This window comes from Streptomyces sp. ADI96-02 (genome assembly GCF_003846185.1).
Classification (GTDB): Bacteria; Actinomycetota; Actinomycetes; order Streptomycetales; family Streptomycetaceae; genus Streptomyces.
The window spans coordinates 1,291,544-1,316,016 of record NZ_ML123034.1 but is presented as its reverse complement, the minus strand read 5'-3'; the positions used below and the strand labels follow the sequence as shown (position 1 = coordinate 1,316,016).

Genomic DNA, 24,473 nt, shown 5'->3' with positions numbered 1-24,473 from the left:
GCTCCGCCACTCGTTCGGGTGAAGGAGTCGGAGGGCGACCGTAAATCGAATGTGCGTGCTATACGCTCGGAGTCGAAAACTTCCGACATCGCTGTGGCGCCCCCCTAACCTGGAACGGGGGCTCAGTTCCCCCGCTTCTCTCTAGAAAGGTGCGGACCGGCGTGGCCGACCGTCTCATCGTCCGTGGCGCGCGCGAGCACAACCTGAAGAACGTCTCGCTCGATCTCCCCCGCGACTCCCTCATCGTCTTCACCGGGCTCTCCGGGTCGGGCAAGTCCTCCCTCGCCTTCGACACGATCTTCGCCGAGGGCCAGCGGCGCTACGTGGAGTCCCTCTCCTCGTACGCCCGGCAGTTCCTCGGCCAGATGGACAAGCCGGACGTCGACTTCATCGAGGGCCTTTCCCCCGCCGTCTCCATCGACCAGAAGTCGACCTCGCGCAACCCGCGCTCGACGGTCGGCACCATCACCGAGGTCTACGACTACCTCCGGCTGCTCTTCGCCCGGATCGGCAAGCCGCACTGCCCCCAGTGCGGACGGCCGATCTCCCGCCAGTCGCCGCAGGCCATCGTCGACAAGGTGCTCGGCCTGCCCGAGGGCAGCCGCTTCCAGGTCCTCTCGCCGCTGGTGCGCGAGCGCAAGGGCGAGTTCGTCGACCTCTTCGCCGACCTCCAGACCAAGGGCTACAGCCGGGCCAGGGTCGACGGCGTCACCGTCCAGCTCTCCGAGCCGCCCGTGCTCAAGAAGCAGGAGAAGCACACCATCGAGGTGGTCATCGACCGCCTCACCGTCAAGGACAGCGCCAAGCGCCGGCTGACCGACTCGGTCGAGACCGCGCTGAGCCTCTCCGGCGGCATGGTCGTGCTGGACTTCGTCGACCTCCCCGAGGACGACCCCGAGCGCGAGCGGATGTACTCGGAGCACCTCTACTGCCCGTACGACGACCTCTCCTTCGAGGAGCTGGAGCCGCGCTCCTTCTCCTTCAACTCGCCGTTCGGCGCCTGCCCCGACTGCACCGGCATCGGCACGCGGATGGAGGTCGACCCGGAGCTGATCGTCCCGGACCCGGAGAAGTCCCTCGACGAGGGCGCGATCCACCCCTGGTCGCACGGCCACACCAAGGAGTACTTCGGCCGGTTGATCGGCGCCCTCTCCAAGGCGCTCGGCTTCCGTACGGACATCCCCTGGGCCGGGCTGCCGCAGCGGGCCAAGAAGGCCCTGCTGCACGGCCACAAGATCCAGACCGAGGTCCGCTACCGCAACCGGTACGGGCGCGAGCGCGCCTACACCACGCCCGCCTTCGAAGGCGCGGTGCAGTTCGTCAAGCGACGCCACACCGAGGCCGAGAGCGACTCCAGCCGGGAGCGCTTCGAGGGCTACATGCGCGAGGTGCCCTGCCCGACCTGCGAGGGCACCCGCCTCAAGCCGATCGTGCTCGCGGTCACGGTGATGGAGAGGTCCATCGCCGAGGTCGCCGCCATGTCGATCAGCGAGTGCGCCGAGTTCCTCGGCCGGCTGAAGCTGAACGCCCGGGACAAGAAGATCGCCGAGCGGGTGCTGAAGGAGGTCAACGAGCGGCTGAAGTTCCTCGTCGACGTCGGCCTCGACTACCTCTCGCTGAACCGCGCGGCCGGGACGCTCTCCGGCGGCGAGGCCCAGCGCATCCGCCTCGCCACGCAGATCGGCTCCGGCCTGGTCGGCGTGCTCTACGTCCTGGACGAGCCGTCCATCGGCCTGCACCAGCGCGACAACCACCGGCTCATCGAGACTCTGGTGCGCCTGCGCGACATGGGCAACACGCTCATCGTCGTGGAGCACGACGAGGACACCATCAAGGTCGCCGACTGGGTCGTCGACATCGGCCCCGGCGCCGGTGAGCACGGCGGCAAGGTCGTGCACTCAGGCTCGCTCAAGGAGCTGCTGGCCAACAAGGAGTCGATCACCGGCCAGTACCTCTCGGGCAAGCGGTCCATCGCGACGCCCGACGTCCGCCGCCCGGTCGACCCGTCCCGCGGCCTGACCGTGCACGGCGCCCGGGAGAACAACCTCCAGGACATCGACGTCTCCTTCCCGCTCGGCGTCCTCACCGCCGTCACCGGCGTCTCCGGATCCGGGAAGTCGACCCTGGTCAACGACATCCTCTACACCCACCTGGCCCGCGAGCTCAACGGTGCCAAGTCGGTTCCCGGCCGGCACACCCGGGTCGACGGCGACGACCTCGTCGACAAGGTCGTCCACGTCGACCAGTCGCCGATCGGCCGTACGCCCCGGTCCAACCCGGCCACGTACACCGGAGTCTTCGACCACGTCCGCCGGCTCTTCGCCGAGACGATGGAGGCGAAGGTGCGCGGCTATCTGCCGGGCCGCTTCTCCTTCAACGTCAAGGGCGGTCGCTGCGAGAACTGCTCCGGCGACGGCACCATCAAGATCGAGATGAACTTCCTGCCCGACGTGTACGTCCCGTGCGAGGTCTGCCACGGCGCGCGCTACAACCGCGAGACGCTGGAAGTCCACTACAAGGGCAAGTCCATCGCCGAGGTGCTGGACATGCCGATCGAGGAGGGCCTGGAGTTCTTCGAGGCCGTCCCGACCATCGCCCGCCATCTGCGCACGCTCAACGAGGTGGGCCTCGGGTACGTCCGGCTCGGGCAGTCCGCGCCGACCCTCTCCGGCGGTGAGGCACAGCGCGTCAAGCTGGCGAGCGAGCTCCAGAAGCGCTCCACCGGCCGCACGGTCTACGTCCTGGACGAGCCCACCACCGGCCTGCACTTCGAGGACATCAGCAAGCTCATCACGGTGCTCTCCGGGCTGGTCGACAAGGGCAACTCGGTGATCGTCATCGAGCACAACCTCGACGTCATCAAGACCGCGGACTGGGTCATCGACATGGGCCCCGAGGGAGGCAACGGCGGCGGCCTGGTCATCGCCGAGGGCACCCCGGAGCAGGTCGCCTCGGTCCCCGCCAGCCACACCGGGAAGTTCCTCCAGAGCGTCCTGGACGCTGACCGGATCGGCGAGGCCGCCGTCCCGTCGGCGAGCGGCCCGGCGCGCAGGAAGGCCACCGGGAAGACCGCGGCGGCGAAGAAGCCGGCGGCGAAGAAGGCGGCCACGGCGAAGACCGCCACGGCGAAGACCGCGACGGCGAAGAAGACCACCGCCGCCCGGGCGACCCCGGCCGAGAAGGCCACCACCGCGAAGAAGGCGACCCGCGCCCGCAAGGCGTGAGCGAGCCCCGCGCGGAACGCGGACGACGGCGGCCCCGAGGACGAGGGGCCGTCGTCGTCCGCGTTCCGGGACCGGCCCGGGGATCGGGCCGCGTCCGGACCGGGGACCGGCCCGGACGCAGAGCCTCCGCTCGTGGCCGGTATCGTCGGTTACCTCACCGGATGCCGCCGCGACCGCCGTCGGCCGGGCTGCCCGGAGACCCTTCGAACCCGTCCGCACACCGACCCGTGGAGTCCGCATGCCCGGCCTGCCCGCCGCCCGCCGTACCGTGCTGAAGGGCGCCGCGCTCGCCGGCGCCGCAGGGCTGGGAGCGGCGGCCTGCTCGACCGAATCCAAGCTGGGCCACGCCACGACGCCCACGCCGACCGCCCCCGTCGACCTCGGCGACGCCGCGGACGTGCCGGTCGGCGGCGCCCGGCTCTACCGCGAGCAGCGCCTTCTCGTCAGCTGCCCGGCCGAGGGCGAGTACAAGGCGTTCAGCGCCCAGTGCACCCACGGCGGTTGCGTGCTGACCAAGATCGAGGGCACCGAGGGGCACTGCCCCTGCCACGGCAGCCGCTTCGACACGACCACCGGCAAGCCGGTGAAGGGCCCGGCCACCGTGCCGCTGCCCGCCGTCCCGGTCACCGCCGAGGGCGGGAAGCTCGTCGCGGGCCCCCAGAGCTGACCCCGGCACCGCCCGCGGAGCCGGCCCGCGAAGGGCTCGTCACTCCCAGTCCCAGTCGACGCCCACCAGCCCCGGCCGCACCCCCTCCTCGACCACGTGCACGGTCCGGTGCCGGCCGGCCAGGGTGAGGTCCCTGCGGTCCGCGCGCGCCGCGCCCGCCGAGGACTGCGCGAACCGGCGGCACCGCACCGGCAGCGCCCGCTCGTCGAAGCCGACCTGGAGTACGTACTGGCCGCCGCCGTAGGTGAAGCCGCGCACGTACTCGCCGCTGACCCCGCCCGTGCCGTCCTCGAAGCCGTAACCGAAGAGGTAGGTCTCGCCGGACCGCAGCCGGGTGTCGAACAGCAGCTCCGCCACCAGCAGCCCCGCCTCCCGGTCCCAGCGGACCCGACCCGTCCGGCAGTTCTCCCGCGCCTCCACCGAGATCCGCGACGGATCGCAGCCCGGGTCGCCTCGGTGGACGGCCAGATAGCGGTCGACGCCGTCCCGGTGCGCGCGGACCACGTGCTGCGAGGCGCGGCCCGCCAGCTCCCGCCGCGCCCCGACGCGCACCCGTTCCTGGTGGCCCACGGTATGCAGCCCGCCGTCCACGGGTGACTCCATCGTCGCCAGCAGCCGCTCCACCGCACCGGAGGACTCCAGCAGCGAGCGGTACGGGCGCGCCGCCGGGCGCTTCCCGTCCGCCGCCGAGGCGTCCTCGCTCCGCAGCAGCCGCAGCAACGAGCCGTCCGGCAGCGCCAGCACCCCCTCCAGCGCCCGCACGGCCCGCAGCGACTCGGCGCGCCGGGGCCTGCGCGCGCCCTGCTGCCAGTAACTGAGGCTGGTCACACCGAGCTTGACGCCGCGATGCGCCAGATGGCGCTGGACCCGCTGGAGCGGCAGCCCGCGCACGGCCAAGGCCGTCCGCAGGGCCAGATGGAACGGTCCGCTGTCCAGCGCCTGAGCCAGTTCTCGTTCGGTGTGCCGCATGGCGGGGGCCTCCGGTGAACGTTCACGTGCGGGAGGGGGACACCGCCCGCCGGGGACGCGGGGAGCAGGTGAACGGGGTGGCGCGTTCACACGGGCGCCGCTCCGTTCACACCGCGATGTCCCCCCGCATTGAAGCGTGTTGACCTGTTCCGGACAACGGCCGATGCTCCTCGTCAGCGTCCGGACGCGCTCCTCACCACCCACGCCCCCCTCGCCCTGGGAGGAACGCCATGCTCGATCGAAGAGTCAGGCCCGGCAGGTTCCCGTTCGCGGCACTCCTGGCCGCCGCCCTGCTCGCCGTCCCGGCGGCCACCGCCACCGCGGTCACAGCGCCGCCGGCACAGCCGCCAAAGGCGCCCGCCGCCGTCGCAGCCGCCCAGCGGCTGGACATCACCATGCAGGCCCAGCAGAAGACCAACTGGTGCTGGGCGGCGGGAGGCAACACCATCGCCTCCTGGTTCGGCCGGGGCTACACGCAGAACCAGTTCTGCAACGCCGCCTTCAACCGGGCCCAGGGCTCCGAGTGCCCCAACTCCCAGGCCACCCTGGGCAACGTGCAGACCGGCCTGTCCTGGGCCGGGATCAGACCCGGCTCCTACGTCACCGGTTGGCTGCGCTACGCGACCGTACAGGCCGAGACAGCCGCTCAGCGGCCCGTCGAGACCCGTATCCAGTGGTCCTCCGGCGGCGGCCACATGCACGTCCTGTACGGCTACGACGACGCCGGAAGCTGGGTCTACTGGGGCGACCCGTGGCCCTCCAGCGACCGCTACAACTGGGCCTCGCACGCCTGGTACGTGAACAACGACGAGTTCTCCTGGACCCACTCCCTCTACCGGATCGGTGCGTGAGGACATGGATTCCGCCACCCGGCGCGTCGCCGTCGCCGCCGCTCTCACCGGGGCGGCCCTGTTCACCGCCGCTCCGCAGGCCGCGGCGGGCGACGGCCCGGCCGCTCCGCCGGCCCTGACCGCCGCCACCCTCGCCGCCGCCCACGACGCCGCCACCGAGCCCGCGATCCTGGACACCCTGTCCCGGTTCTTCGCCCGGGAGAGCGCGGCCGGCCGTACGCGGGCCGCGCCCCGGACCGGGCAGGCCGCGCCCCGGATCGTGGGGGAGGCCGTCCCCGTCCGCACGCTGTCCGCCGCGTTCGTCGCCGGGAAGCCCGGAGCCGCCCCGAGCACGCTGGAGCACCTGGCGAGCACCGCCGTCGCCGCCGACGGCCGAACGGCCTCGCTGTGGACCGTCCCGGCGGCCGGCGGCGGCTCCGCGTGGCAGGTGGTGAACATCGCCACCGGCGACGACGAGGCCCGCTACACGGCGGCCGGGGCGCGCGGACTGCCCGGCGGCACGGTGTTCCGCGAGCCGCAGATCGACGCCTGGTACGTCCACGACGCCTCCCGCGTCCTGCCGCTGGACGCCGAGGCGAGGGCCGCGGTCGGCACCCGCGGCGTCACCCTGCGCGCCTACCGGGCGCGGGTCGCCGAGGCGTACGGCGACAAGCTGCCCGGCTCGCCGTACGCCCGGTCCGGCGCGGCGGGCGGATACGGCCCCGGAGCGGCGCGCGGACCGGTCGCCGGCCCGCCGCCACCGGCCGCCGGAGCCGCGCCCGCGCGCCCCGCTCCCGCCCTCGCCGCGCCGGACGCGCCGGGCGGCGGCCCGACCGCCGTCTCCGCCGTCGCCGGGGCGGGCGCGCTGCTGGCCCTGGCCCTCGGCGGGGCCGCGGCGGCCCGCCGCCGGAGCCGCACGCCGCAGGGGGCCGTACAGGGCCGCTGAGCGGCACGGCCAGCCGCGCTCCGGGGTCGCCGACACCCTGCGGCACCCCGGAGCGCCGCATCCTGGACGGACGCGCTGTCACTGTCCGCAAGTAGGGTGTGAGACATGGCAGACCCCTCCAGCTACCGCCCCAAGCCGGGACAGATCCCCGACTCCCCGGGGGTCTACAAATTCCGCGACGAGCACCGCCGGGTGATCTACGTCGGGAAGGCCAAGAACCTGCGCCAGCGCCTGGCCAACTACTTCCAGGACCTCGCCGGACTCCATCCGCGTACGCGCACGATGGTCACGACCGCCGCGTCCGTGGAGTGGACGGTCGTCTCCACCGAGGTCGAGGCGCTGCAGCTGGAGTACTCCTGGATCAAGGAGTACGACCCCCGGTTCAACGTCAAGTACCGCGACGACAAGAGCTATCCGTATCTCGCCGTCACGCTGAACGAGGAGTTCCCCCGCGTCCAGGTGATGCGCGGGGCCAAGAAGAAGGGCGTGCGCTACTTCGGTCCGTACGGGCACGCCTGGGCGATCCGCGAGACCGTCGACCTGATGCTGCGCGTCTTCCCCGTCCGCACCTGCTCCGCCGGCGTCTTCAAGAACGCCGAGCGCACCGGCCGCCCCTGCCTCCTCGGCTACATCGGCAAGTGCTCGGCCCCCTGCGTGGGCCGCGTCAGCCCCCAGGAGCACCGCGAACTGGCCGAGGACTTCTGCGACTTCATGGCCGGGCGCACCGGCACCTACATCCGCCGCCTGGAGAAGGACATGATGACGGCGGCCGAGGACCTGGAGTACGAGCGGGCCGCGCGGCTCCGCGACGACGCCGGGGCCCTGAAGCGGGCCATGGAGAAGAGCGCCGTCGTCCTCGCCGACGCCACCGACGCCGACCTGATCGCCGTCGCCGAGGACGAGCTGGAGGCCGCCCTCCAGATCTTCCACGTGCGCGGCGGCCGGGTGCGCGGCCAGCGCGGCTGGGTCACCGACAAGGTCGAGGCGGTCGACACCTCCGGCCTCGTCGAGCACGCCCTCCAGCAGCTGTACGGGGAGGAGCGCGGCGACGCGGTGCCCAAGGAGGTGCTGGTCCCCGCCCTGCCCGAGCAGGCCGAGGCCGTCGCGCAGTGGCTCGCCGAGCGCCGGGGCTCGCACGTCAGCCTGCGCATCCCGCAGCGCGGCGACAAGAAGGACCTCATGGTCACCGTCCAGCGCAACGCCCAGCAGGCGCTCGGCCTGCACAAGACCAAACGCGCCTCCGACCTGACGACCCGCTCCCGCGCCCTGGAGGAGATCGCCGAGGCCCTCGGCCTGGACACCGCTCCGCTGCGCATCGAGTGCTACGACATCTCCCACCTCCAGGGCGACGACGTGGTCGCCTCCATGGTCGTCTTCGAGGACGGCCTCGCCCGCAAGAGCGAGTACCGCCGCTTCCAGATCAAGGGCTTCGAGGGCCAGGACGACGTGCGCTCGATGCACGAGGTGATCGGCCGCCGCTTCCGGCGCTACCTCCAGGACAAGGAGCGCACGGGGGAGTGGGAGGAGCCCGTGGCCCCCGCCGCGCCCGGATCCGCCGGACCCGCCCCCTCCGGACCCGTGCCCGCCCCCGCCGCGTCCGCGGCCCCCGGTGGCGAGGAGGGCGAGCCCCGCGAGGACGACGGCCGGCCCAAGCGGTTCGCCTATCCACCGCAGCTCGTCGTCGTCGACGGCGGTCAGCCGCAGGTGGCCGCCGCCCGACGCGCCCTGGACGAGCTCGGCATCGACGACATCGCCGTCTGCGGCCTGGCCAAGCGGCTCGAAGAGGTCTGGCTGCCCGACGAGGACGACCCGGTGGTGCTGCCCCGCTCCAGCGAGGGCCTCTACCTTCTCCAGCGCGTCCGCGACGAGGCCCACCGCTTCGCCATCGCCTACCAGCGGACCAAGCGGGCCAAGCGCATCCGCAGCAGTCCGCTCGACGACGTGCCCGGCCTCGGCGACACCCGGAAACAGGCGCTGATCAAGCATTTCGGCTCCGTGAAGAAGCTCCGGCAGGCCACCGTCGACGACATCTGCCAGGTCCCCGGCATAGGGCGCAGGACGGCGGAATCGGTGGCCGCCGCCCTCGCCGCGGCGGCTCCCGCGGCACCGGCCGTGAACACGGCCACAGGAGAGATCATGGAAGAGGACGACGGGGACACCTCATGACCGAGCCCACCCCGGGGACCGCACCCCGGACCCCGCACCACCCCGACCCGCAGCACGCACGCACAGACCGAGCAGACGGAGCAGCAGACGTGAGTACGAACACCGCGAACGAGACGGGCGAGGCGGCCGTGCCGGCCATCCCCGAGCTGGTGATCATCTCGGGGATGTCGGGTGCCGGGCGCAGCACCGCCGCCAAGTGTCTGGAGGACCTCGGCTGGTTCGTCGTCGACAACCTGCCGCCCGCCCTGATCCCCACCATGGTCGAGCTGGGCGCCCGCTCCCAGGGGAACGTGGCCCGGATCGCCGTCGTCGTCGACGTGCGCGGCCGGCGCTTCTTCGACAACCTCCGCGAATCCCTCGCCGACCTGGAGGCCAAGAACGTCACCCGGCGGATCGTCTTCCTGGAGTCCTCCGACGACGCCCTGGTACGCCGCTTCGAGTCGGTCCGCCGCCCGCACCCGCTCCAGGGCGACGGCCGCATCGTCGACGGCATCGCCGCCGAGCGCGACCTGCTGCGCGAGCTGCGCGGCGACGCCGACCTCGTCATCGACACCTCCAGCCTCAACGTGCACGAGCTCCGGGCCAAGATGGACGCCCAGTTCGCCGGCGAGACGGAGCCGGAGCTGCGCGCCACGGTGATGTCCTTCGGCTTCAAGTACGGCCTGCCGGTCGACGCCGACCTGGTGGTCGACTGCCGCTTCCTGCCCAACCCGCACTGGGTGCCGGAGCTGCGCCCCTTCACCGGTCTGAACGAGGAGGTCTCCGCCTACGTCTTCGACCAGCCGGGCGCCAAGGAGTTCCTCAACCAGTACACCGAGCTGCTCCAGCTGATCGCCGCCGGATACCGCCGCGAGGGCAAGCGGTACGTGACCATCGCCGTCGGCTGCACGGGCGGCAAGCACCGCTCCGTCGCCATGTCCGAGAAGCTCGCCGCCCGCCTCGTCGCCGAAGGCGTGGAGACCGTCCTCGTGCACCGGGACATGGGGCGAGAGTGACCGGTCGCAATCTGCGGCTGCGGCGTCTGAGCCGCGCCACCTCGGCGCTCTCCGGCCGCAAGCGCGGCGCCCAGCCCAAGGTCGTCGCACTCGGCGGCGGCATGGGCCTCTCGGCGTCCCTGGCGGCGCTGCGCCGGATCACCGGCGACCTCACGGCCGTGGTCACCGTCGCCGACGACGGCGGGTCCAGCGGCCGGCTGCGCGAGGAGCTGGGCGTCCTGCCGCCCGGGGACCTGCGCAAGGCGCTCGCCGCGCTCTGCGGCGACGACGACTGGGGCCGGACCTGGTCCCGGGTCATCCAGCACCGCTTCGAGTCCAAGGGCGACCTGCACGAGCACGCCGTCGGCAATCTGCTGATCGTGGCCCTGTGGGAGCAGCTGGGCGACCACGTCCAGGCGCTGGACCTGGTCGGCAGGCTGCTCGGCGCGCACGGCCGGGTGCTGCCGATGTCGGCCGTCCCGCTGGAGCTCCAGGCCCTGGTGCGCGGCCACGATCCGGACCTCCCCGACGCGGTCGTCACCGTCCGGGGCCAGGCCACGGTCGCCCTCACCCCGGGCGAGGTCCAGTCCGTGCACGTCGTGCCGCCCGACCCGCCCGCCGTCCCCGAAGCGGTCGAGGCGGTCCTGGACGCGGACTGGGTGGTGCTCGGCCCCGGCTCCTGGTTCTCCTCCGTGATCCCGCACCTGCTCGTGCCCGAACTGCTCGACGCGCTGGTCGCCACGAAGGCCCGCAAGGTCCTCTCGTTGAACCTCGCACCGCAGCCCGGCGAAACAGATGGCTTCTCCCCGCAGCGTCATTTGGAGGTTTTGGGACGACACGCCCCTAAACTCGCCTTGGACGTGGTGCTGGCCGATGAGGCCGCCGTGCCCGACCGTGAATCCCTCGCCGATGCCGCACAACGGCTCGGAGCCGCGGTCGAGCTGGCGCCGGTGGCATCGCCCGACGGCGTTCCGGTTCATGATCAGGAGCTGTTGGCCGCCGCGTACGACCGTATTTTCCGGATGCATGGAAGGATCGGCCCATGGCGATGACGCCAGCGGTGAAGGACGAAATCTCTCGGCTTCCCGTCACCCGGACCTGCTGCAGGAAGGCGGAGGTCTCGGCGATTCTCCGGTTCGCGGGCGGGCTGCACCTGGTGAGCGGCCGGATCGTGATCGAGGCGGAGCTGGACACCGCGATGGCGGCGCGCCGGCTCAAGCGCGACATCCTCGAAATCTTCGGGCACAGCTCGGAGCTGATCGTGATGGCCCCCGGCGGACTGCGGCGCGGCTCGCGCTACGTCGTACGGGTGGTCGCCGGCGGTGACCAGCTGGCCCGCCAGACCGGTCTGGTGGACGGCCGCGGCCGTCCCATCCGCGGCCTGCCCCCGCAGGTGGTCTCGGGGGCCACCTGCGACGCGGAGGCCGCCTGGCGCGGGGCGTTCCTCGCGCACGGCTCGCTCACCGAGCCCGGCCGCTCCTCCTCGCTGGAGGTCACCTGCCCCGGCCCGGAGGCGGCCCTCGCCCTCGTCGGCGCGGCCCGCAGACTCTCCATCGCGGCGAAGGCCCGCGAGGTGCGCGGGGTGGACCGCGTGGTCGTCCGCGACGGTGACGCGATCGGCGCGCTGCTGACGCGGCTCGGCGCGCACGAGTCGGTGCTGGCCTGGGAGGAGCGCCGGATGCGGCGCGAGGTCCGCGCCACGGCCAACCGGCTCGCCAACTTCGACGACGCGAACCTGCGCCGCTCGGCCCGCGCGGCGGTCGCCGCCGGAGCCCGGGTCGGCCGGGCGCTGGAGATCCTCGGCGAGGAGGTCCCCGAGCACCTGGCGGCGGCCGGACGGCTGCGCATGGAGCACAAGCAGGCGTCGCTGGAGGAGCTGGGAGCGCTCGCCGACCCGCCGCTGACCAAGGACGCCGTCGCCGGCCGGATCCGGCGGCTGCTCGCCATGGCGGACAAGCGCGCCCAGGATCTGGGCATCCCGGGGACGGAGTCGACGCTCAGCGAGGAGATGGCGGACGGCCTCGTCGGCTGACTCCGCGACGGGCGGCGGGCGTTGGTCCCGGGCCGCCCGCGCGCCGCTCCGAGAGGGCGGACGGAGGCCCGTACCCCCTACTGGGGAGTACGGGCCCCGCGCCTTTCCCGTTGGTGTGTACGGCTCGTCTCGATGTCACCTCCGGGCCCTCGGAGAGGTAGGGTCGGAGGCGGTCGGGGACATCCCTATACAACTCGCCGGCGTCGAAAACCGGCGTACCTAACGAGGAGATCGGTTCGTGACGATCCGCGTAGGCATCAACGGCTTTGGCCGCATCGGTCGCAACTACTTCCGCGCGCTGCTGGAGCAGGGTGCGGACATCGAGATCGTGGCTGTCAACGACCTGGGTGACACTGCGACCACGGCCCACCTGCTGAAGTACGACACCATCCTGGGTCGTCTCAAGGCAGAGGTCAGCCACACCGCCGACACCATCACGGTGGACGGCCACACCATCAAGGTGCTCTCCGAGCGCAACCCGGCCGACATCCCCTGGGGTGACCTGGGCGTCGACATCGTCGTCGAGTCCACCGGCATCTTCACCAAGAAGGCCGACGCCGAGAAGCACATCGCGGGCGGCGCCAAGAAGGTCCTCATCTCGGCTCCGGCCAAGGACGAGGACATCACCATCGTGATGGGCGTCAACCAGGACAAGTACGACGCGGCCAACCACCACGTCATCTCCAACGCCTCCTGCACCACCAACTGCGTGGCGCCGATGGCCAAGGTCCTCGACGAGAACTTCGGCATCGTCAAGGGCCTGATGACGACGGTCCACGCGTACACCAACGACCAGCGGATCCTGGACTTCCCGCACTCGGACCTGCGCCGCGCCCGCGCCGCCGCCGAGAACATCATCCCGACCACCACCGGCGCCGCCAAGGCCACCGCGCTGGTCCTCCCGCAGCTCAAGGGCAAGCTCGACGGCATCGCGATGCGCGTCCCGGTCCCGACCGGCTCCGCCACCGACCTGGTCGTGACGCTCCAGCGCGAGGTCACCAAGGACGAGGTCAACGCCGCGTTCAAGAAGGCCGCCGACGACGGCGACCTCAAGGGCTTCCTGACGTACACCGAGGACCCGATCGTCTCCTCGGACATCGTCGGCGACCCGTCGTCCTGCACCTTCGACTCCTCCCTGACCATGGTCCAGGAGGGCACGTCGGTGAAGATCCTCGGCTGGTACGACAACGAGTGGGGCTACTCCAACCGCCTCGTCGACCTCACGGTCTTCGTCGGCGACCAGCTCTGATCCCCGGGCCGGCAGGCAACACGATGTGAGTAAGGGGCTCGACGGCCGCAGCGCGGCGACCGTCGAGCCCCTCAGCATGCTCATCCGTCCTTGCAAGGAGTAACGGAACAGATGAAGACGATCGACGAACTTCTCGCCGAAGGGGTCGCGGGCAGGCGGGTATTCGTCCGTGCCGACCTCAATGTGCCGCTGGACGGCACCACGATCACCGACGACGGCCGTATCCGCGCCGTCGTCCCGACGGTCGCCAAGCTCGCCGAGGCCGGCGCACGCGTCGTCGTCGCCTCGCACCTCGGCCGCCCCGAGGGCGCCCCGGACCCGGCGTTCTCACTCGCGCCCGCCGCCGCCCGCCTCGGCGAACTCCTCGGCGCCGACGTCGCCTTCGCGACCGACACCGTCGGCGAGTCCGCCCGCGCCGCCGTCGCGGGCCTCACCGACGGCCAGGTCGCCGTCGTCGAGAACCTCCGCTTCAACGCCGGAGAGACGGCCGGGGACGACGCCGAGCGCGCCGCCTTCGCCGACCGGCTCGCCGAGCTGGCCGACGTGTACGTGGGCGACGGCTTCGGCGCCGTCCACCGCAAGCACGCCTCGGTCTTCGACCTCCCGGCCCGGCTGCCGCACTACGCCGGCTACCTGATCGCCACCGAGGTCGGCGTCCTCAAGCGGCTCACCTCCGACGTGCGGCGGCCCTACGCCGTCGTCCTCGGCGGCGCCAAGGTCTCCGACAAGCTCGGCGTGATCGACCACCTGCTGGAGAAGGCCGACCGCATCCTGATCGGCGGCGGCATGGCGTACACCTTCCTCAAGGCCCAGGGCCACGAGGTCGGCATCTCGCTGCTCCAGGAGGACCAGGTCCCGGCCGTCCAGGGCTACCTCAAGCGGGCCGAGGAGCGCGGCGTGGAGTTCGTGCTCCCGGTCGACGTCCTGGTCGCGGGCGCGTTCCCGGACCTGAAGACCAAGGCCCCGGCGCACCCCGACACGGTCGCCGCCGACGCCATCCCCGCCGACCAGGAGGGGCTGGACATCGGCCCCGAGACCCGCAAGCTGTACGCGGCGAAGCTCGCCGACGCGGCCACCGTCTTCTGGAACGGCCCGATGGGCGTCTTCGAACACCCCGACTACGCCGAGGGCACCCGCGCCCTCGCCCAGGCCCTCGTCGACTCCCCGGCCTTCAGCGTGGTCGGCGGTGGCGACTCCGCCGCCGCCGTCCGCATCCTGGGCTTCGACGAGAACGCGTTCGGACACATCTCGACCGGTGGCGGCGCCAGCCTCGAATACCTTGAGGGCAAGACGCTTCCCGGCCTCGCCGCACTGGAGGACTGACCTTTCATGACCACCCGCACCCCGCTGATGGCGGGCAACTGGAAGATGAACCTCAACCACCTTGAGGCCATCGCCCACGTCCAGAAGCTCTCCTTCGCCCTGAACGACAAGGACTACGAGGACGTCGAGGTCGCCGTCCTCCCGCCCTTCACCGACCTGCGCTCCGTGCAGACCCTGGTGGACGGCGACAAGCTCAAGATCAAGTACGGTGCCCAGGACCTCTCGGCGCAGGACTCCGGCGCGTACACCGGGGAGATCTCCGGCTCGATGCTCGCCAAGCTGCGCTGCACCTACGTGGCCGTCGGCCACAGCGAGCGCCGCCAGTACCACGCCGAGAACGACGAGGTCTGCAACGCCAAGGTGAAGGCCGCCTACCGGCACGGGCTGACCCCGATCCTCTGCGTCGGCGAGGGCCTGGACGTGCGGAAGGCCGGCGAGCAGGTCGCGTACACGCTCGCGCAGCTCGACGGCGGCCTGAAGGACATCCCGGCCGAGCAGGCCGAGTCCATCGTGATCGCCTACGAGCCCGTCTGGGCCATCGGCACCGGCGAGGTCGCCACCCCCGAGGACGCCCAGGAGGTGTGCGGAGCGATCCGCCGCCGGCTGGCCGAGCTGTACTCGCAGGAGCTGGCCGACGCGGTCCGCATCCAGTACGGCGGCTCGGTGAAGTCCGGCAACGTGGCGGCGATCATGGCCCAGCCCGACGTCGACGGCGCCCTGATCGGCGGGGCCGCGCTGGACGCCGACGAGTTCGTCAAGATCGTCCGCTTCCGCGACCAGTGAGTAGGCGCTAGCGCCGATCCGTCGTACCCTTGCGGGGGCCGAGGGGCTTGCGCCCTCGGCCCCCGCTGTACGTACACGCAGTAGTCAAGAATTCCGGAAAGAGGGACCAGCCGTGGTTTTGGCGTTCCAGATCGTTCTGATCGTCTTCAGCCTGCTGCTGATGCTGCTGGTGCTCATGCACAAGGGCAAGGGCGGCGGCCTCTCCGACATGTTCGGCGGCGGAATGCAGTCCTCCGTCGGCGGCTCCTCGGTCGCCGAGCGCAACCTCGACCGGATCACCGTCGTGGTCGGCCTGATCTGGTTCGCGTGCGTCGTCGTCCTCGGCCTGCTCGTCAAGCTCGACTGAACCGGTCGTCGCGATTGCCGGTGAGGGTGTAACTCCTTTCACTGGACGCGCGTTGGGCCTTACGTAGACTGGGGCATCCTCGAGCACCATCACGCAGGGAGTTACGACCGTGGCAAGTGGCAACGCGATCCGGGGAAGCCGGGTCGGAGCGGGGCCGATGGGCGAGGCCGAGCGCGGCGAATCCGCGCCCCGCCTCCGCATCTCCTTCTGGTGCTCGAACGGGCACGAGACGCAGCCGAGCTTCGCCCATGACGCGCAGGTGCCGGACACCTGGGACTGCCCGCGCTGCGGCTTCCCGGCCGGCCAGGACCGGGACAGCCCGCCCGACCCGCCCCGCACCGAGCCGTACAAGACGCACCTGGCGTACGTGCGCGAGCGGCGCAGCGACGCCGACGGCGAGGCCATCCTCGCCGAAGCCCTCGCCAAGCTCCGCGGCGAGATCTGAGCGAGCCCTCATCCCCGGACCAGGAGACTTCCCGCAGGTCCGCGACGTCGTACACCGGCCGGACACCCACGGGTGCCCGGCCGGACCGCTTTCCCGTGCCGCGGCCCGCGTCCGCGCCGCACGCCCCCTCGATCAATTAGGTTGGAGAGCCAGCGGGGAAGCGCAGTTACGAGAAGAAGTGGGCTGATATCCGGGATGAACGCAGCACGCCGAACCAGGCTCAACCAGACCTCCGAGTGGACGGCTCTCGGCAAGCACCGTGAGGAGTTCGGCGCCACACGGCTGCGCCGCCTGTTCGCGGACCGGCCGGACCGGGGCACCGCCTACACCCTGCGGGTCGGCGACCTCCACATCGACTACTCCAAGCACCTGATCACCGACGAGACGCTGCGCCTGCTGCGCGAACTCGCCGCCGCCACCGGGGTCGCCGAGCTGCGCGACGCGATGTTCCGCGGCGAGAAGATCAACACCACCGAGGACCGGGCCGTCCTGCACACCGCGCTGCGCGCCCCGCGCGACGCGGTCGTCGAGGTCGACGGCGAGAACGTGGTGCCCGCCGTCCACGCCGTCCTGGACAAGATGGCCGCCTTCTCCGAGCAGGTCAGGTCGGGGCGCTGGACCGGCCACACCGGCAAGCCGATCAAGAACGTCGTCAACATCGGCATCGGCGGCTCCGACCTCGGCCCCGCCATGGCGTACGAGGTGCTGCGCTCCTTCACGGACCGCTCGCTCACCGTCCGCTTCGTCTCCAACGTGGACGGCGCCGACCTGCACGAGGCCGTCCGCGACCTCGACCCGGCCGAGACGCTCTTCGTCATCGCCTCGAAGACGTTCACCACGATCGAGACCATCACCAACGCCACCTCCGCCCGCGACTGGCTGCTCACCGAGCTGCGCGCCGGGCAGGACGCCGTCGCCAAGCACTTCGTCGCCCTCTCGACCAACGCCGAGAAGGTCGCGGACTTCGGCATCGACACCGCCAACATGTTCGAGTTCTGGGACTGGGTCGGCGGACGCTACTCCTACGACTCGGCGATCGGCCTCGCGCTGATGATCGCCATCGGCCCGGACCGCTTCCGCGAGATGCTCGACGGCTTCCACCTCGTCGACGAGCACTTCCGCACCGCGCCCCCCGAGGAGAACGCGCCGCTCCTGATGGGCCTCCTCGGCGTCTGGTACGGCAACTTCTTCGACGCCCAGTCGCACGCGGTGCTGCCCTACAGCCACTACCTCTCGAAGTTCACGGCCTACCTCCAGCAGCTCGACATGGAGTCCAACGGCAAGTCCGTCGACCGGGACGGCGACCGGGTCGACTGGCAGACGGGACCGGTCGTCTGGGGCACGCCCGGCACCAACGGGCAGCACGCCTACTACCAGTTGATCCATCAGGGCACCAAGACGATCCCGGCGGACTTCATCGGCTTCGCCGCCCCGGTGCACGACCTGCTGCCCGGCCTGATCGCCCAGCACGACCTGCTGATGGCCAACTTCTTCGCCCAGACCCAGGCCCTCGCCTTCGGCAGGACGCCCGACGAGGTCCGCGCCGAAGGCGTGCCCGAGGAGCTGGTGCCGCACAAGACGTTCCGCGGCAACCACCCCACCACCACGATCCTCGCCGACCGGCTGACCCCCTCGGTCCTCGGCCAGCTGATCGCGCTCTACGAGCACAAGGTCTTCGTCCAGGGCGCGATCTGGAACATCGACTCCTTCGACCAGTGGGGCGTCGAACTCGGCAAGGTCCTCGCCAAGAAGATTGAACCGGTCCTCACCGAGGGCGTCGGCGGCGAGCAGTTGGACAGCTCCACCGCCGCCCTGGTCAGCGCCTACCGCGGCCTGCGGGGGCGCTGAGCCGATGCCGCCGGGGGAGGGGACGGTGCGGCTGAGGCCACCGCGCAACACGCTGGACGAGCGGGCCGTCGGCTGGTGGCGGGCGCGGTGGCTGCTGCTGACCGCCGCGCCCGTGGCGCCGCTCGCCGTGCTGGGCGCGATCGTCGCTCCCGCCCGGTTCTGGCTGCTGCTGTCCGCCGCGGTCCTGGCCGCGGCGGGCCTGGCGGTCACCGTCCTCCTCCCGCGGTGGTGGTTCCGCACCCACCGCTGGGAGGTCACCGAGGACGCGGTGTACGTACGGACCGGGTTCTTCCGGCAGGAGTGGCGGATCGCGCCGATGTCCCGCATCCAGACCGTCGACACCGTGCGCGGGCCACTGGAGCAGCTGTTCCGGCTCGGCACCGTCACGGTCACCACCGCCTCCGCCAAGGGCGCGGTACGGATCGAGGGGCTGGACCACGAGGTCGCCGCCCAACTGGCCGAACGCCTCACCCGCATCACCCGCGACACCCCGGGCGACGCCACATGAGCACCCGCGACGACCAGAACCTTCCCGGCGACGGCCGGCGCCTCGATGCCCGTACGGTCCTGGTCACCGCGGTCGTCGTCGCCGGGGTCGCGGCTGGCGCGGCCGTGCCGACGACGCTCGGGCTCGCCGGATGGCTCGGAACGCTGCCCGCCGCACTCTGGGTGCTGGCCGGGGCGGTGCTGCTCATCGGGGCCGCGGCGGGCGCCGACCACGTCCGGTGGCGGCGCACCCGCTACCGCGTCGGGCCCGAGCGCGTCGAGCTGCACACCGGTCTGCTCCTCGTGAAGCGCCGCTCGCTGGCCCGCGAGCGCGTCCGCACCGTCGACCTCACCGCCAACCCGCTGCTGCGCGTCCTGGGCCTGGTCACCGTCAGGATCGGCACCGGCGAACACGGCGGCGACTCCACCCTCGAACTGGACCCGGTCACCCGCGCCGAGGGCGAACGGCTGCGCCGGCTCCTGTTGGAGCGCGTCGGCGCCGGGAGCGCCGGCGGCCACCGCGAAGGCGAACTCGCCGTCCTGGACCCCCGCTGGATCCGCTACGCCCCGGTCTCCTTCGTCGTCCCGATGCTCGGCGGCGCGGCGGCCGGAGCGGTGCTCCAGGTCAGCGACTGGGCCGGAGCCCAGCGCGAGGTCATCGGGTGGATCGGCGACCGCCTGCGCGACACCCCGCTGCTCTGGACGGTCGCCACCCTCGTGCTCGCCGCGCTGGTCGCGGGGGTGGTGGGCGCGCTCGGCCTCTGGGTCGAGATGTGGTGGAACTACCGCCTGGAGCGCGAGCCCGGCTGCACCCTGCGCGTGCGGCGCGGCCTGTTCACCTCCCGCTCCATATCCGTCGAGGAGGCCCGGCTGCGCGGCGTGGACCTGGTCGAACCGCTCGGCGTCCGGCTCTTCGGCGCCGCCCGGCTGGACGCCATCACCACGGGGCTGGCCAAGGACGAGGACACCGGCAACGCCGACCACGACACCCTGCTCCCGGCCGCTCCCCGCGCCCTGGCCGACCGCGTCGCCGCCGACGTGCTCCGCGAGGCGGCCACCCCGACCGGCGCCCCGCTCACCGCCCATCCGCGCGCCGCGCGGGCCCGCAGGCTGCGCTGGGCGCTGGCGGCGGTCCTGGCTCCGGTGCTCGTCCTGGCCGTCCTGGGGGCGCTGCTCACCCCCGTCCTGCTGTGGATCGCCCTCGGCTGCGCGGCGGCGGGCGCGCCGCTCGCGGTGGCGCTGGCGCTGGACGCGTACCGGGGTCTGGGGCACGCGCTCGCGGGCCGCTATCTGGTGACCCGCTCCGGTACGCTCCGCCGCTCCACCGCCGCCCTGGAGCGCACCGGCGTGATCGGCTGGACCATCAGGCAGTCGGTCTTCCAGCGGCGGGCCGGGCTGATCGGCGTCACCGCCACCACAGCCGCCGGAGGCGGCGCGTACACGGCGTACGACACCGACGCCTCCGAGGGCCTGGCCTTCGCCGCCGAGGCCGTCCCCGGGCTGCTGGAGCCCTTCCTGGAGCGCGTCCCGGACGGCTCCTGAGGGCGGTGGACGCGGGTGGGGCCGGTCAGCCGCCGTGCGTGGTGCCGGGACCAGCACCACCCGGCCGTCCGAGCCCGGAGCCCTTCGCGCCGCAGGCCCGGACCGCCGGGGAAAGAAGCGGGCCGGGCCTGCGGGGCGTGAGCGCTCAGGGCGAGGCGGGCGGGTAAAGCGCGCGCGGCAGCCGCGAGGCCGCCGCGGCGTCCAGCAGCCACAGCGTGCGGCTGCGCCCGTACGCCCCCGCCGCCGGGGCCTGGATCTCCCCGGCGCCCGACAGGGCGACGGCCGCGGCCTCCGCCTTGTCCTCGCCCGCCGCGAGCAGCCACACCTCGCGCGCCGCGCGGATCGCGGGGAGCGTGAGGGAAACGCGCACGGGCGGCGGCTTCGGGGCCCCGTGCACACCGACCACGGTGCGCTCGGTCTCCCGCACCGCGGGCAGCTCCGGGAAGAGCGAGGCCACGTGCGTGTCCGGGCCGACGCCCAGCATCAGCACGTCGAACGCCGGCACCTGGCCGTGGTCCTCCGGACCCGCGGCGGCGGCCAGCTCCGCCGCGTACCCGGCCGCCGCGGCGTCCGCGTCCGCGCCGTACGGGCCGTCCGACGCGGGCATCGCGTGCACCCGGGCCGGGTCCAGCGGCACCGCGTCGAGCAGCGCCGCGCGGGCCTGGGTGACGTTGCGCTCCGGGTCGCCCTCGGGCAGGAACCGCTCGTCGCCCCACCACAGGTCCAGGCGCGCCCAGTCGACCGCGTCCCGGGCGGGCGCCGCGGCGAGGGCGGCCAGCAGGCCGTTGCCGTTGCGCCCGCCGGTCAGCACCACCGAGGCGTGGCCCCGGGCGGCCTGGGCGTCCACCACCTTCGTGATCAGCCGGGCCGCCGCGGCCTCGGCCATCAGCTGCTTGTCGCGGTGCACGACCAGCTGCGGCGGCGTCACTTCGGCGCCGCCTTCTTCGCCGCGGTCTTCTTCGCGGCCGGGGCCTTGGCCTCGCCCTCGGACGACCGGTCGGTCTTGTCGTCGAGCGGGGCGGCCTTCACCTCGCCGCCCATGGTGAGCCGGTCCAGCCCGAACTTCACCGCGGACTCGTAGGTGTTGTCCGGGTCCAGGCGGCGCAGCTCCTCCGCCAGCAGCTCGGCCGTGTCGCGGCGCTTGAGCGCCACCCCGCGGTCGGGCTGGCCCTGCATGGAGAGCGTGGCGAGCGAGCCGTCGGCCCGGTCCAGGACGATGACGCCGCTCTTCGTCTCCAGGCGGACGGCGGTGAGGCCGGGGCCGCCGGAGAGCGTGCGCTCCACCGGGACGTCGAGCCGGTGCGCGAGCCACATCGCCAGCAGCTCGCAGCTCGGGTTGTCGCTCTCGCCCTCGACGGTGGCGCCGATGACCCGGGCCGGCTGCTGGTCCAGCGCGGCGGCCAGCATGGAGCGCCACGGCGTGATCCGGGTCCAGGACAGGTCCGTGTCGCCCGGGCTGTACGTCGCCGCCCGCACCGCCAGCTCGTCGAGCGGGCGCTCGGCGGAGTAGGCGTCGGTGATCCGGCGCTGGGCGAGCGCGCCCAGCGGGTCCTTCGCCGGATCGGCCGGCGCGCCCTCGGGCCACCACACCACGACCGGGGCGTCCGGCAGCAGCAGCGGCAGCACCACCGACTGGGCGTGGTTGGCCAGTTCACCGTGGAGCCGCAGGACGACGGTCTCGCCCGTGCCCGCGTCGGAACCGACCCGGACCTCGGCGTCGAGGCGGGCGTCCCGCCGGGCGCGCGGCGAGCGGCTGATCCGCTTGATCACCGCGATGATCCGCGAGGGGTGCTCGCGCGAGGCGTCGCCCGCCGACTTGAGCGCGTCGTACGCGTTCTCCTCGTCGGTGACGATGACCAGCGTGAGCACCATGCCGATGGCGGGGGTGCCGATGGCCCGGCGGGCCGAGACCAGCGCCTGGTTGATCTTGCTGGACGTGGTTTCCGTGAGATCGATCTTCATGGCCGGCGCCAGCTCCGTCCGTCGCGTGCGAGCATCTCGTCCGCCTCGGCCGGACCCCAGGTACCGGCCGCGTACTGCGCGGGCTTGCCGTGCTTGTCCCAGTACTCCTCGATCGGGTCGAGGATGGTCCAGGAGAGCTCGACCTCCTGGTGGCGGGGGAAGAGGTTGGCGTCGCCCAGCAGCACGTCCAGCAGGAGCCGCTCGTAGGCCTCCGGGCTGGACTCCGTGAAGGACTCGCCGTAGGCGAAGTCCATCGTGACGTCCCGGACCTCCATCGAGGTGCCGGGCACCTTGGAGCCGAAGCGCACGGTGACGCCCTCGTCCGGCTGGACCCGGATGACCAGCGCGTTGCCGCCCAGCTCCTCGGTCGCACCGGACTCGAAGGGAAGGTACGGGGCGCGCTTGAAGACGACCGCGATCTCCGTGACCCGGCGGCCGAGCCGCTTGCCGGTCCGCAGGTAGAACGGCACGCCCGCCCAGCGGCGGTTGTTGATCGTCAGCTTGATCGCGGCGAAGGTGTCGGTCGTCGACTTGGGGTCGATGCCGTCCTCCTCCAGATAGCCCGGGACCTCCTCGCCGCCCTGCCAGGCGTGCGCGTACTGGCCGCGCACGGTGTGCCGGCCCAGGTCCTCGGGCAGCTCGACGGCGGTGAGCACCTTGAGCTTCTCGGCGACCAGGGCCTTCGGGTGGAAGGAGCCGGGCTCCTCCATCGCGGTCAGCGCCAGCAGCTGGAGCAGGTGGTTCTGGATGACGTCGCGGGCGGCGCCGATGCCGTCGTAGTAGCCGGCCCGGCCGCCGATGCCGATGTCCTCGGCCATCGTGATCTGCACGTGGTCGACGTAGGACCGGTTCCAGATCGGCTCGAACATCGTGTTGGCGAAGCGCAGCGCCAGGATGTTCTGGACGGTCTCCTTGCCCAGGTAGTGGTCGATCCGAAAGACCTCGTTGGGCGGGAAGACGGCGTGCACGAGCTGGTTGAGCTCCTGCGCGCTGGCCAGGTCGTGGCCGAACGGCTTCTCGATGACGGCACGCCGCCAGGAGCCCTCGCCCTGGTCGGCCAGCCCGTGCTTCTTGAGCTGCTGGACGACCTTGGGGAAGAACTTCGGCGGCACGGACAGGTAGAAGGCGAAGTTGCCTCCGGTGCCCTGCGCCTGGTCCAGCTCCTGGATCGTCGCCTTGAGCGTCTCGAACGCCTCGTCGTCGTCGAAGTTGCCCTGGACGAAGCGCATCCCCTGGATGAGCTGCTGCCAGACCTCCTCGCGGAACGGCGTACGGGCGTGCTCCTTGACGGCGTCGTGGACGACCTGGGCGAAGTCCTCGTCCTCCCAGTCGCGGCGCGCGAAACCGATGAGCGAGAAGCCCGGCGGCAGCAGGCCGCGGTTGGCCAGGTCGTAGACGGCGGGCATCAGCTTTTTACGGGACAAATCGCCCGTGACGCCAAAGATGACCAGGCCCGACGGCCCCGCGATGCGCGGGAGCCGGCGGTCCTGGGCGTCACGAAGCGGGTTGGCTCCGGGAACACCAGACAAAGTGGTCAGCCCTCCGAGGGGGCGAGGCGCGAGAGCTCCGCCTCGGTCGACTTGAGCAGGTCGTTCCAGGACGCCTCGAACTTCTCGACGCCCTCGTCCTCCAGCACCTGCACGACCTCGTCGTACGAGATGCCGAGCTTCTTGATCGCGTCCAGGTCGGCACGCGCCTGGTCGTAGCGGCCGGAGACGGTGTCGCCGGTGATCTCGCCGTGGTCGGCCACGGCCTCCAGCGTCGCCTCCGGCATGGTGTTGACCGTGTTGGGCGCGACGAGGTCGTCGACGTACAGGGTGTCCTTGAGGGACGGGTCCTTGACGCCGGTGGAGGCCCACAGCGGGCGCTGCTTGTTGGCGTGCGCCTTGTCCAGCGCGGCCCAGCGCTCGCCCGAGAAGACCTCCTCGTACGCCTCGTACGCCAGGCGGGCGTTGGCCAGGGCGGACTTGCCCTTGGCGGCCTTCGCCTCGTCGGAGCCGACGGCGTCCAGCCGCTTGTCGACCTCGGTGTCCACACGGGACACGAAGAACGAGGCGACCGAGTGGATCTTGGCCAGGTCCAGACCCGCGGCCTTCGCCTTCTCCAGGCCCGCCAGGTAGGCGTCCATGACCTCGCGGTAGCGCGCCAGCGAGAAGATCAGCGTCACGTTCACGCTGATGCCCCGCCCGATCACCTCGGTGATCGCCGGCAGGCCGGCCTTCGTCGCCGGGATCTTGATGAGCGTGTTCGGACGGTCCACCAGCCAGGCGAGCTGCTTGGCCTCGGCCACCGTGGCCGTGGTGTCGTGGGCCAGGCGCGGGTCGACCTCGATGGAGACCCGGCCGTCCTGGCCCTCCGTCGCGTCGAAGACGGGCCGCAGGATGTCGGCGGCGTCGCGGACGTCCGCCGTCGTGATCATGCGGATGGCTTCCTCGACGGTGACCTTGCGGGCGGCGAGATCGGTCAGCTGCCCGTCGTAGCCGTCACCCTGGGAGATCGCCTTCTGGAAGATCGACGGGTTGGTGGTCACCCCGACGACGTGGCTCTGGTCGATCAGCTCGGCCAGGTTGCCGGAGGTGATCCGCTTGCGCGACAGGTCGTCGAGCCAGATCGCCACGCCCTCGTCGGAGAGGCGCTTGAGTGCGTCTGTCATGAGTTGCATCTCCTACTAGTCGTATGAC

At 72.1% G+C, this 24,473-nt stretch carries 21 protein-coding genes; 16 read left to right on the top strand and 5 right to left on the bottom strand.

Annotation, left to right across the window (positions count from 1 at the left end; genetic code table 11):
• Nucleotides 1–161 precede the first annotated feature (161 nt).
• Nucleotides 162–3,224: an excinuclease ABC subunit UvrA gene (gene uvrA / locus EES43_RS05770; protein WP_124267697.1), complete on the top strand. Its 3,063-nt coding sequence runs from the start codon at nt 162–164 to the stop codon at nt 3,222–3,224.
• Nucleotides 3,225–3,462: 238 nt separating this feature from the next.
• Entirely contained in the window at nt 3,463–3,891 is a 429-nt protein-coding gene (locus EES43_RS05765) for a Rieske (2Fe-2S) protein (RefSeq protein WP_124267696.1), read from the top strand.
• Nucleotides 3,892–3,930: 39 nt separating this feature from the next.
• Here the strand turns inward: EES43_RS05765 and EES43_RS05760 are convergent, their stop codons facing one another.
• Nucleotides 3,931–4,860 carry a hypothetical protein gene (locus EES43_RS05760; RefSeq protein WP_124267695.1) on the bottom strand — a complete coding sequence of 310 codons (930 nt, stop codon included), beginning with the start codon at nt 4,858–4,860 and terminating at the stop codon, nt 3,931–3,933.
• 230 nt (nt 4,861–5,090) lie between these two features.
• Between EES43_RS05760 and EES43_RS05755 the strand changes: the two genes are divergently transcribed.
• The 14 genes from EES43_RS05755 to EES43_RS05690 all read left to right on the top strand — a co-directional run bounded on the left by EES43_RS05755 (nt 5,091) and on the right by EES43_RS05690 (nt 19,830).
• On the top strand, nt 5,091–5,711 hold the full coding sequence (locus EES43_RS05755; RefSeq protein ID WP_124267694.1) for a papain-like cysteine protease family protein: 621 nt from the start codon (nt 5,091–5,093) through the stop codon (nt 5,709–5,711).
• Between the two features lie 4 nt (nt 5,712–5,715).
• Nucleotides 5,716–6,636, top strand: a complete 921-nt coding sequence (locus EES43_RS05750) for a hypothetical protein (protein ID WP_124267693.1) — start codon at nt 5,716–5,718, stop codon at nt 6,634–6,636.
• A 105-nt stretch (nt 6,637–6,741) separates the two neighbouring features.
• Nucleotides 6,742–8,802, top strand: a complete 2,061-nt coding sequence (gene uvrC / locus EES43_RS05745; protein WP_124267692.1) for an excinuclease ABC subunit UvrC — start codon at nt 6,742–6,744, stop codon at nt 8,800–8,802.
• The gene (rapZ, locus tag EES43_RS05740) at nt 8,799–9,797 is read left to right on the top strand and encodes an RNase adapter RapZ (protein WP_124267691.1); all 999 of its coding nucleotides are present in this window, start codon (nt 8,799–8,801) and stop codon (nt 9,795–9,797) included. Before uvrC ends, rapZ begins: the two co-directional genes overlap by 4 nt.
• The gene (yvcK, locus tag EES43_RS05735; protein WP_124267690.1) at nt 9,794–10,828 is read left to right on the top strand and encodes a gluconeogenesis factor YvcK family protein; all 1,035 of its coding nucleotides are present in this window, start codon (nt 9,794–9,796) and stop codon (nt 10,826–10,828) included. The genes rapZ and yvcK overlap by 4 nt, the downstream gene beginning before the upstream one ends.
• The gene (gene whiA / locus EES43_RS05730) at nt 10,819–11,808 is read left to right on the top strand and encodes a DNA-binding protein WhiA (protein WP_014045276.1); all 990 of its coding nucleotides are present in this window, start codon (nt 10,819–10,821) and stop codon (nt 11,806–11,808) included. Before yvcK ends, whiA begins: the two co-directional genes overlap by 10 nt.
• Nucleotides 11,809–12,046: 238 nt before the next feature.
• The gene (gap, locus tag EES43_RS05725; protein WP_124267689.1) at nt 12,047–13,057 is read left to right on the top strand and encodes a type I glyceraldehyde-3-phosphate dehydrogenase; all 1,011 of its coding nucleotides are present in this window, start codon (nt 12,047–12,049) and stop codon (nt 13,055–13,057) included.
• 111 nt (nt 13,058–13,168) lie between these two features.
• Nucleotides 13,169–14,380: a phosphoglycerate kinase gene (locus EES43_RS05720; RefSeq protein WP_124267688.1), complete on the top strand. Its 1,212-nt coding sequence runs from the start codon at nt 13,169–13,171 to the stop codon at nt 14,378–14,380.
• Nucleotides 14,381–14,386: 6 nt separating this feature from the next.
• Nucleotides 14,387–15,163, top strand: a complete 777-nt coding sequence (gene tpiA / locus EES43_RS05715) for a triose-phosphate isomerase (RefSeq protein WP_124267687.1) — start codon at nt 14,387–14,389, stop codon at nt 15,161–15,163.
• Between the two features lie 112 nt (nt 15,164–15,275).
• Complete coding sequence (gene secG, locus EES43_RS05710; protein WP_124267686.1) at nt 15,276–15,509, top strand: preprotein translocase subunit SecG; 234 nt, start codon at nt 15,276–15,278, stop codon at nt 15,507–15,509.
• A gap of 109 nt (nt 15,510–15,618) precedes the next feature.
• A complete protein-coding gene (locus EES43_RS05705; RefSeq protein ID WP_124267685.1) occupies nt 15,619–15,954 on the top strand; it encodes an RNA polymerase-binding protein RbpA in 336 nt (111 codons plus the stop codon).
• Nucleotides 15,955–16,149: 195 nt separating this feature from the next.
• A complete protein-coding gene (gene pgi, locus EES43_RS05700; protein ID WP_124267684.1) occupies nt 16,150–17,802 on the top strand; it encodes a glucose-6-phosphate isomerase in 1,653 nt (550 codons plus the stop codon).
• Between the two features lie 4 nt (nt 17,803–17,806).
• Nucleotides 17,807–18,310 carry a PH domain-containing protein gene (locus EES43_RS05695; protein ID WP_124267683.1) on the top strand — a complete coding sequence of 168 codons (504 nt, stop codon included), beginning with the start codon at nt 17,807–17,809 and terminating at the stop codon, nt 18,308–18,310.
• Entirely contained in the window at nt 18,307–19,830 is a 1,524-nt protein-coding gene (locus EES43_RS05690) for a PH domain-containing protein (RefSeq protein WP_124267682.1), read from the top strand. The genes EES43_RS05695 and EES43_RS05690 overlap by 4 nt, the downstream gene beginning before the upstream one ends.
• Before the next feature lie 145 nt (nt 19,831–19,975).
• Here EES43_RS05690 and pgl read toward each other — a convergent pair whose 3' ends face one another.
• Genes pgl through tal form a run of 4 tightly spaced genes read right to left on the bottom strand, consistent with a single transcriptional unit; the run spans nt 19,976 to nt 24,445 of the window.
• Nucleotides 19,976–20,758 (bottom strand): 6-phosphogluconolactonase, encoded by a 783-nt coding sequence (gene pgl / locus EES43_RS05685; RefSeq protein WP_124267681.1) that lies wholly within the window; start codon nt 20,756–20,758, stop codon nt 19,976–19,978.
• On the bottom strand, nt 20,755–21,792 hold the full coding sequence (gene opcA / locus EES43_RS05680; protein ID WP_124267680.1) for a glucose-6-phosphate dehydrogenase assembly protein OpcA: 1,038 nt from the start codon (nt 21,790–21,792) through the stop codon (nt 20,755–20,757). The genes pgl and opcA overlap by 4 nt, the downstream gene beginning before the upstream one ends.
• Nucleotides 21,789–23,321 carry a glucose-6-phosphate dehydrogenase gene (gene zwf, locus EES43_RS05675; RefSeq protein ID WP_124267679.1) on the bottom strand — a complete coding sequence of 511 codons (1,533 nt, stop codon included), beginning with the start codon at nt 23,319–23,321 and terminating at the stop codon, nt 21,789–21,791. Before zwf ends, opcA begins: the two co-directional genes overlap by 4 nt.
• A 5-nt stretch (nt 23,322–23,326) precedes the next feature.
• Complete coding sequence (gene tal, locus EES43_RS05670; protein ID WP_124267678.1) at nt 23,327–24,445, bottom strand: transaldolase; 1,119 nt, start codon at nt 24,443–24,445, stop codon at nt 23,327–23,329.
• Nucleotides 24,446–24,473: the final 28 nt, after the last annotated feature.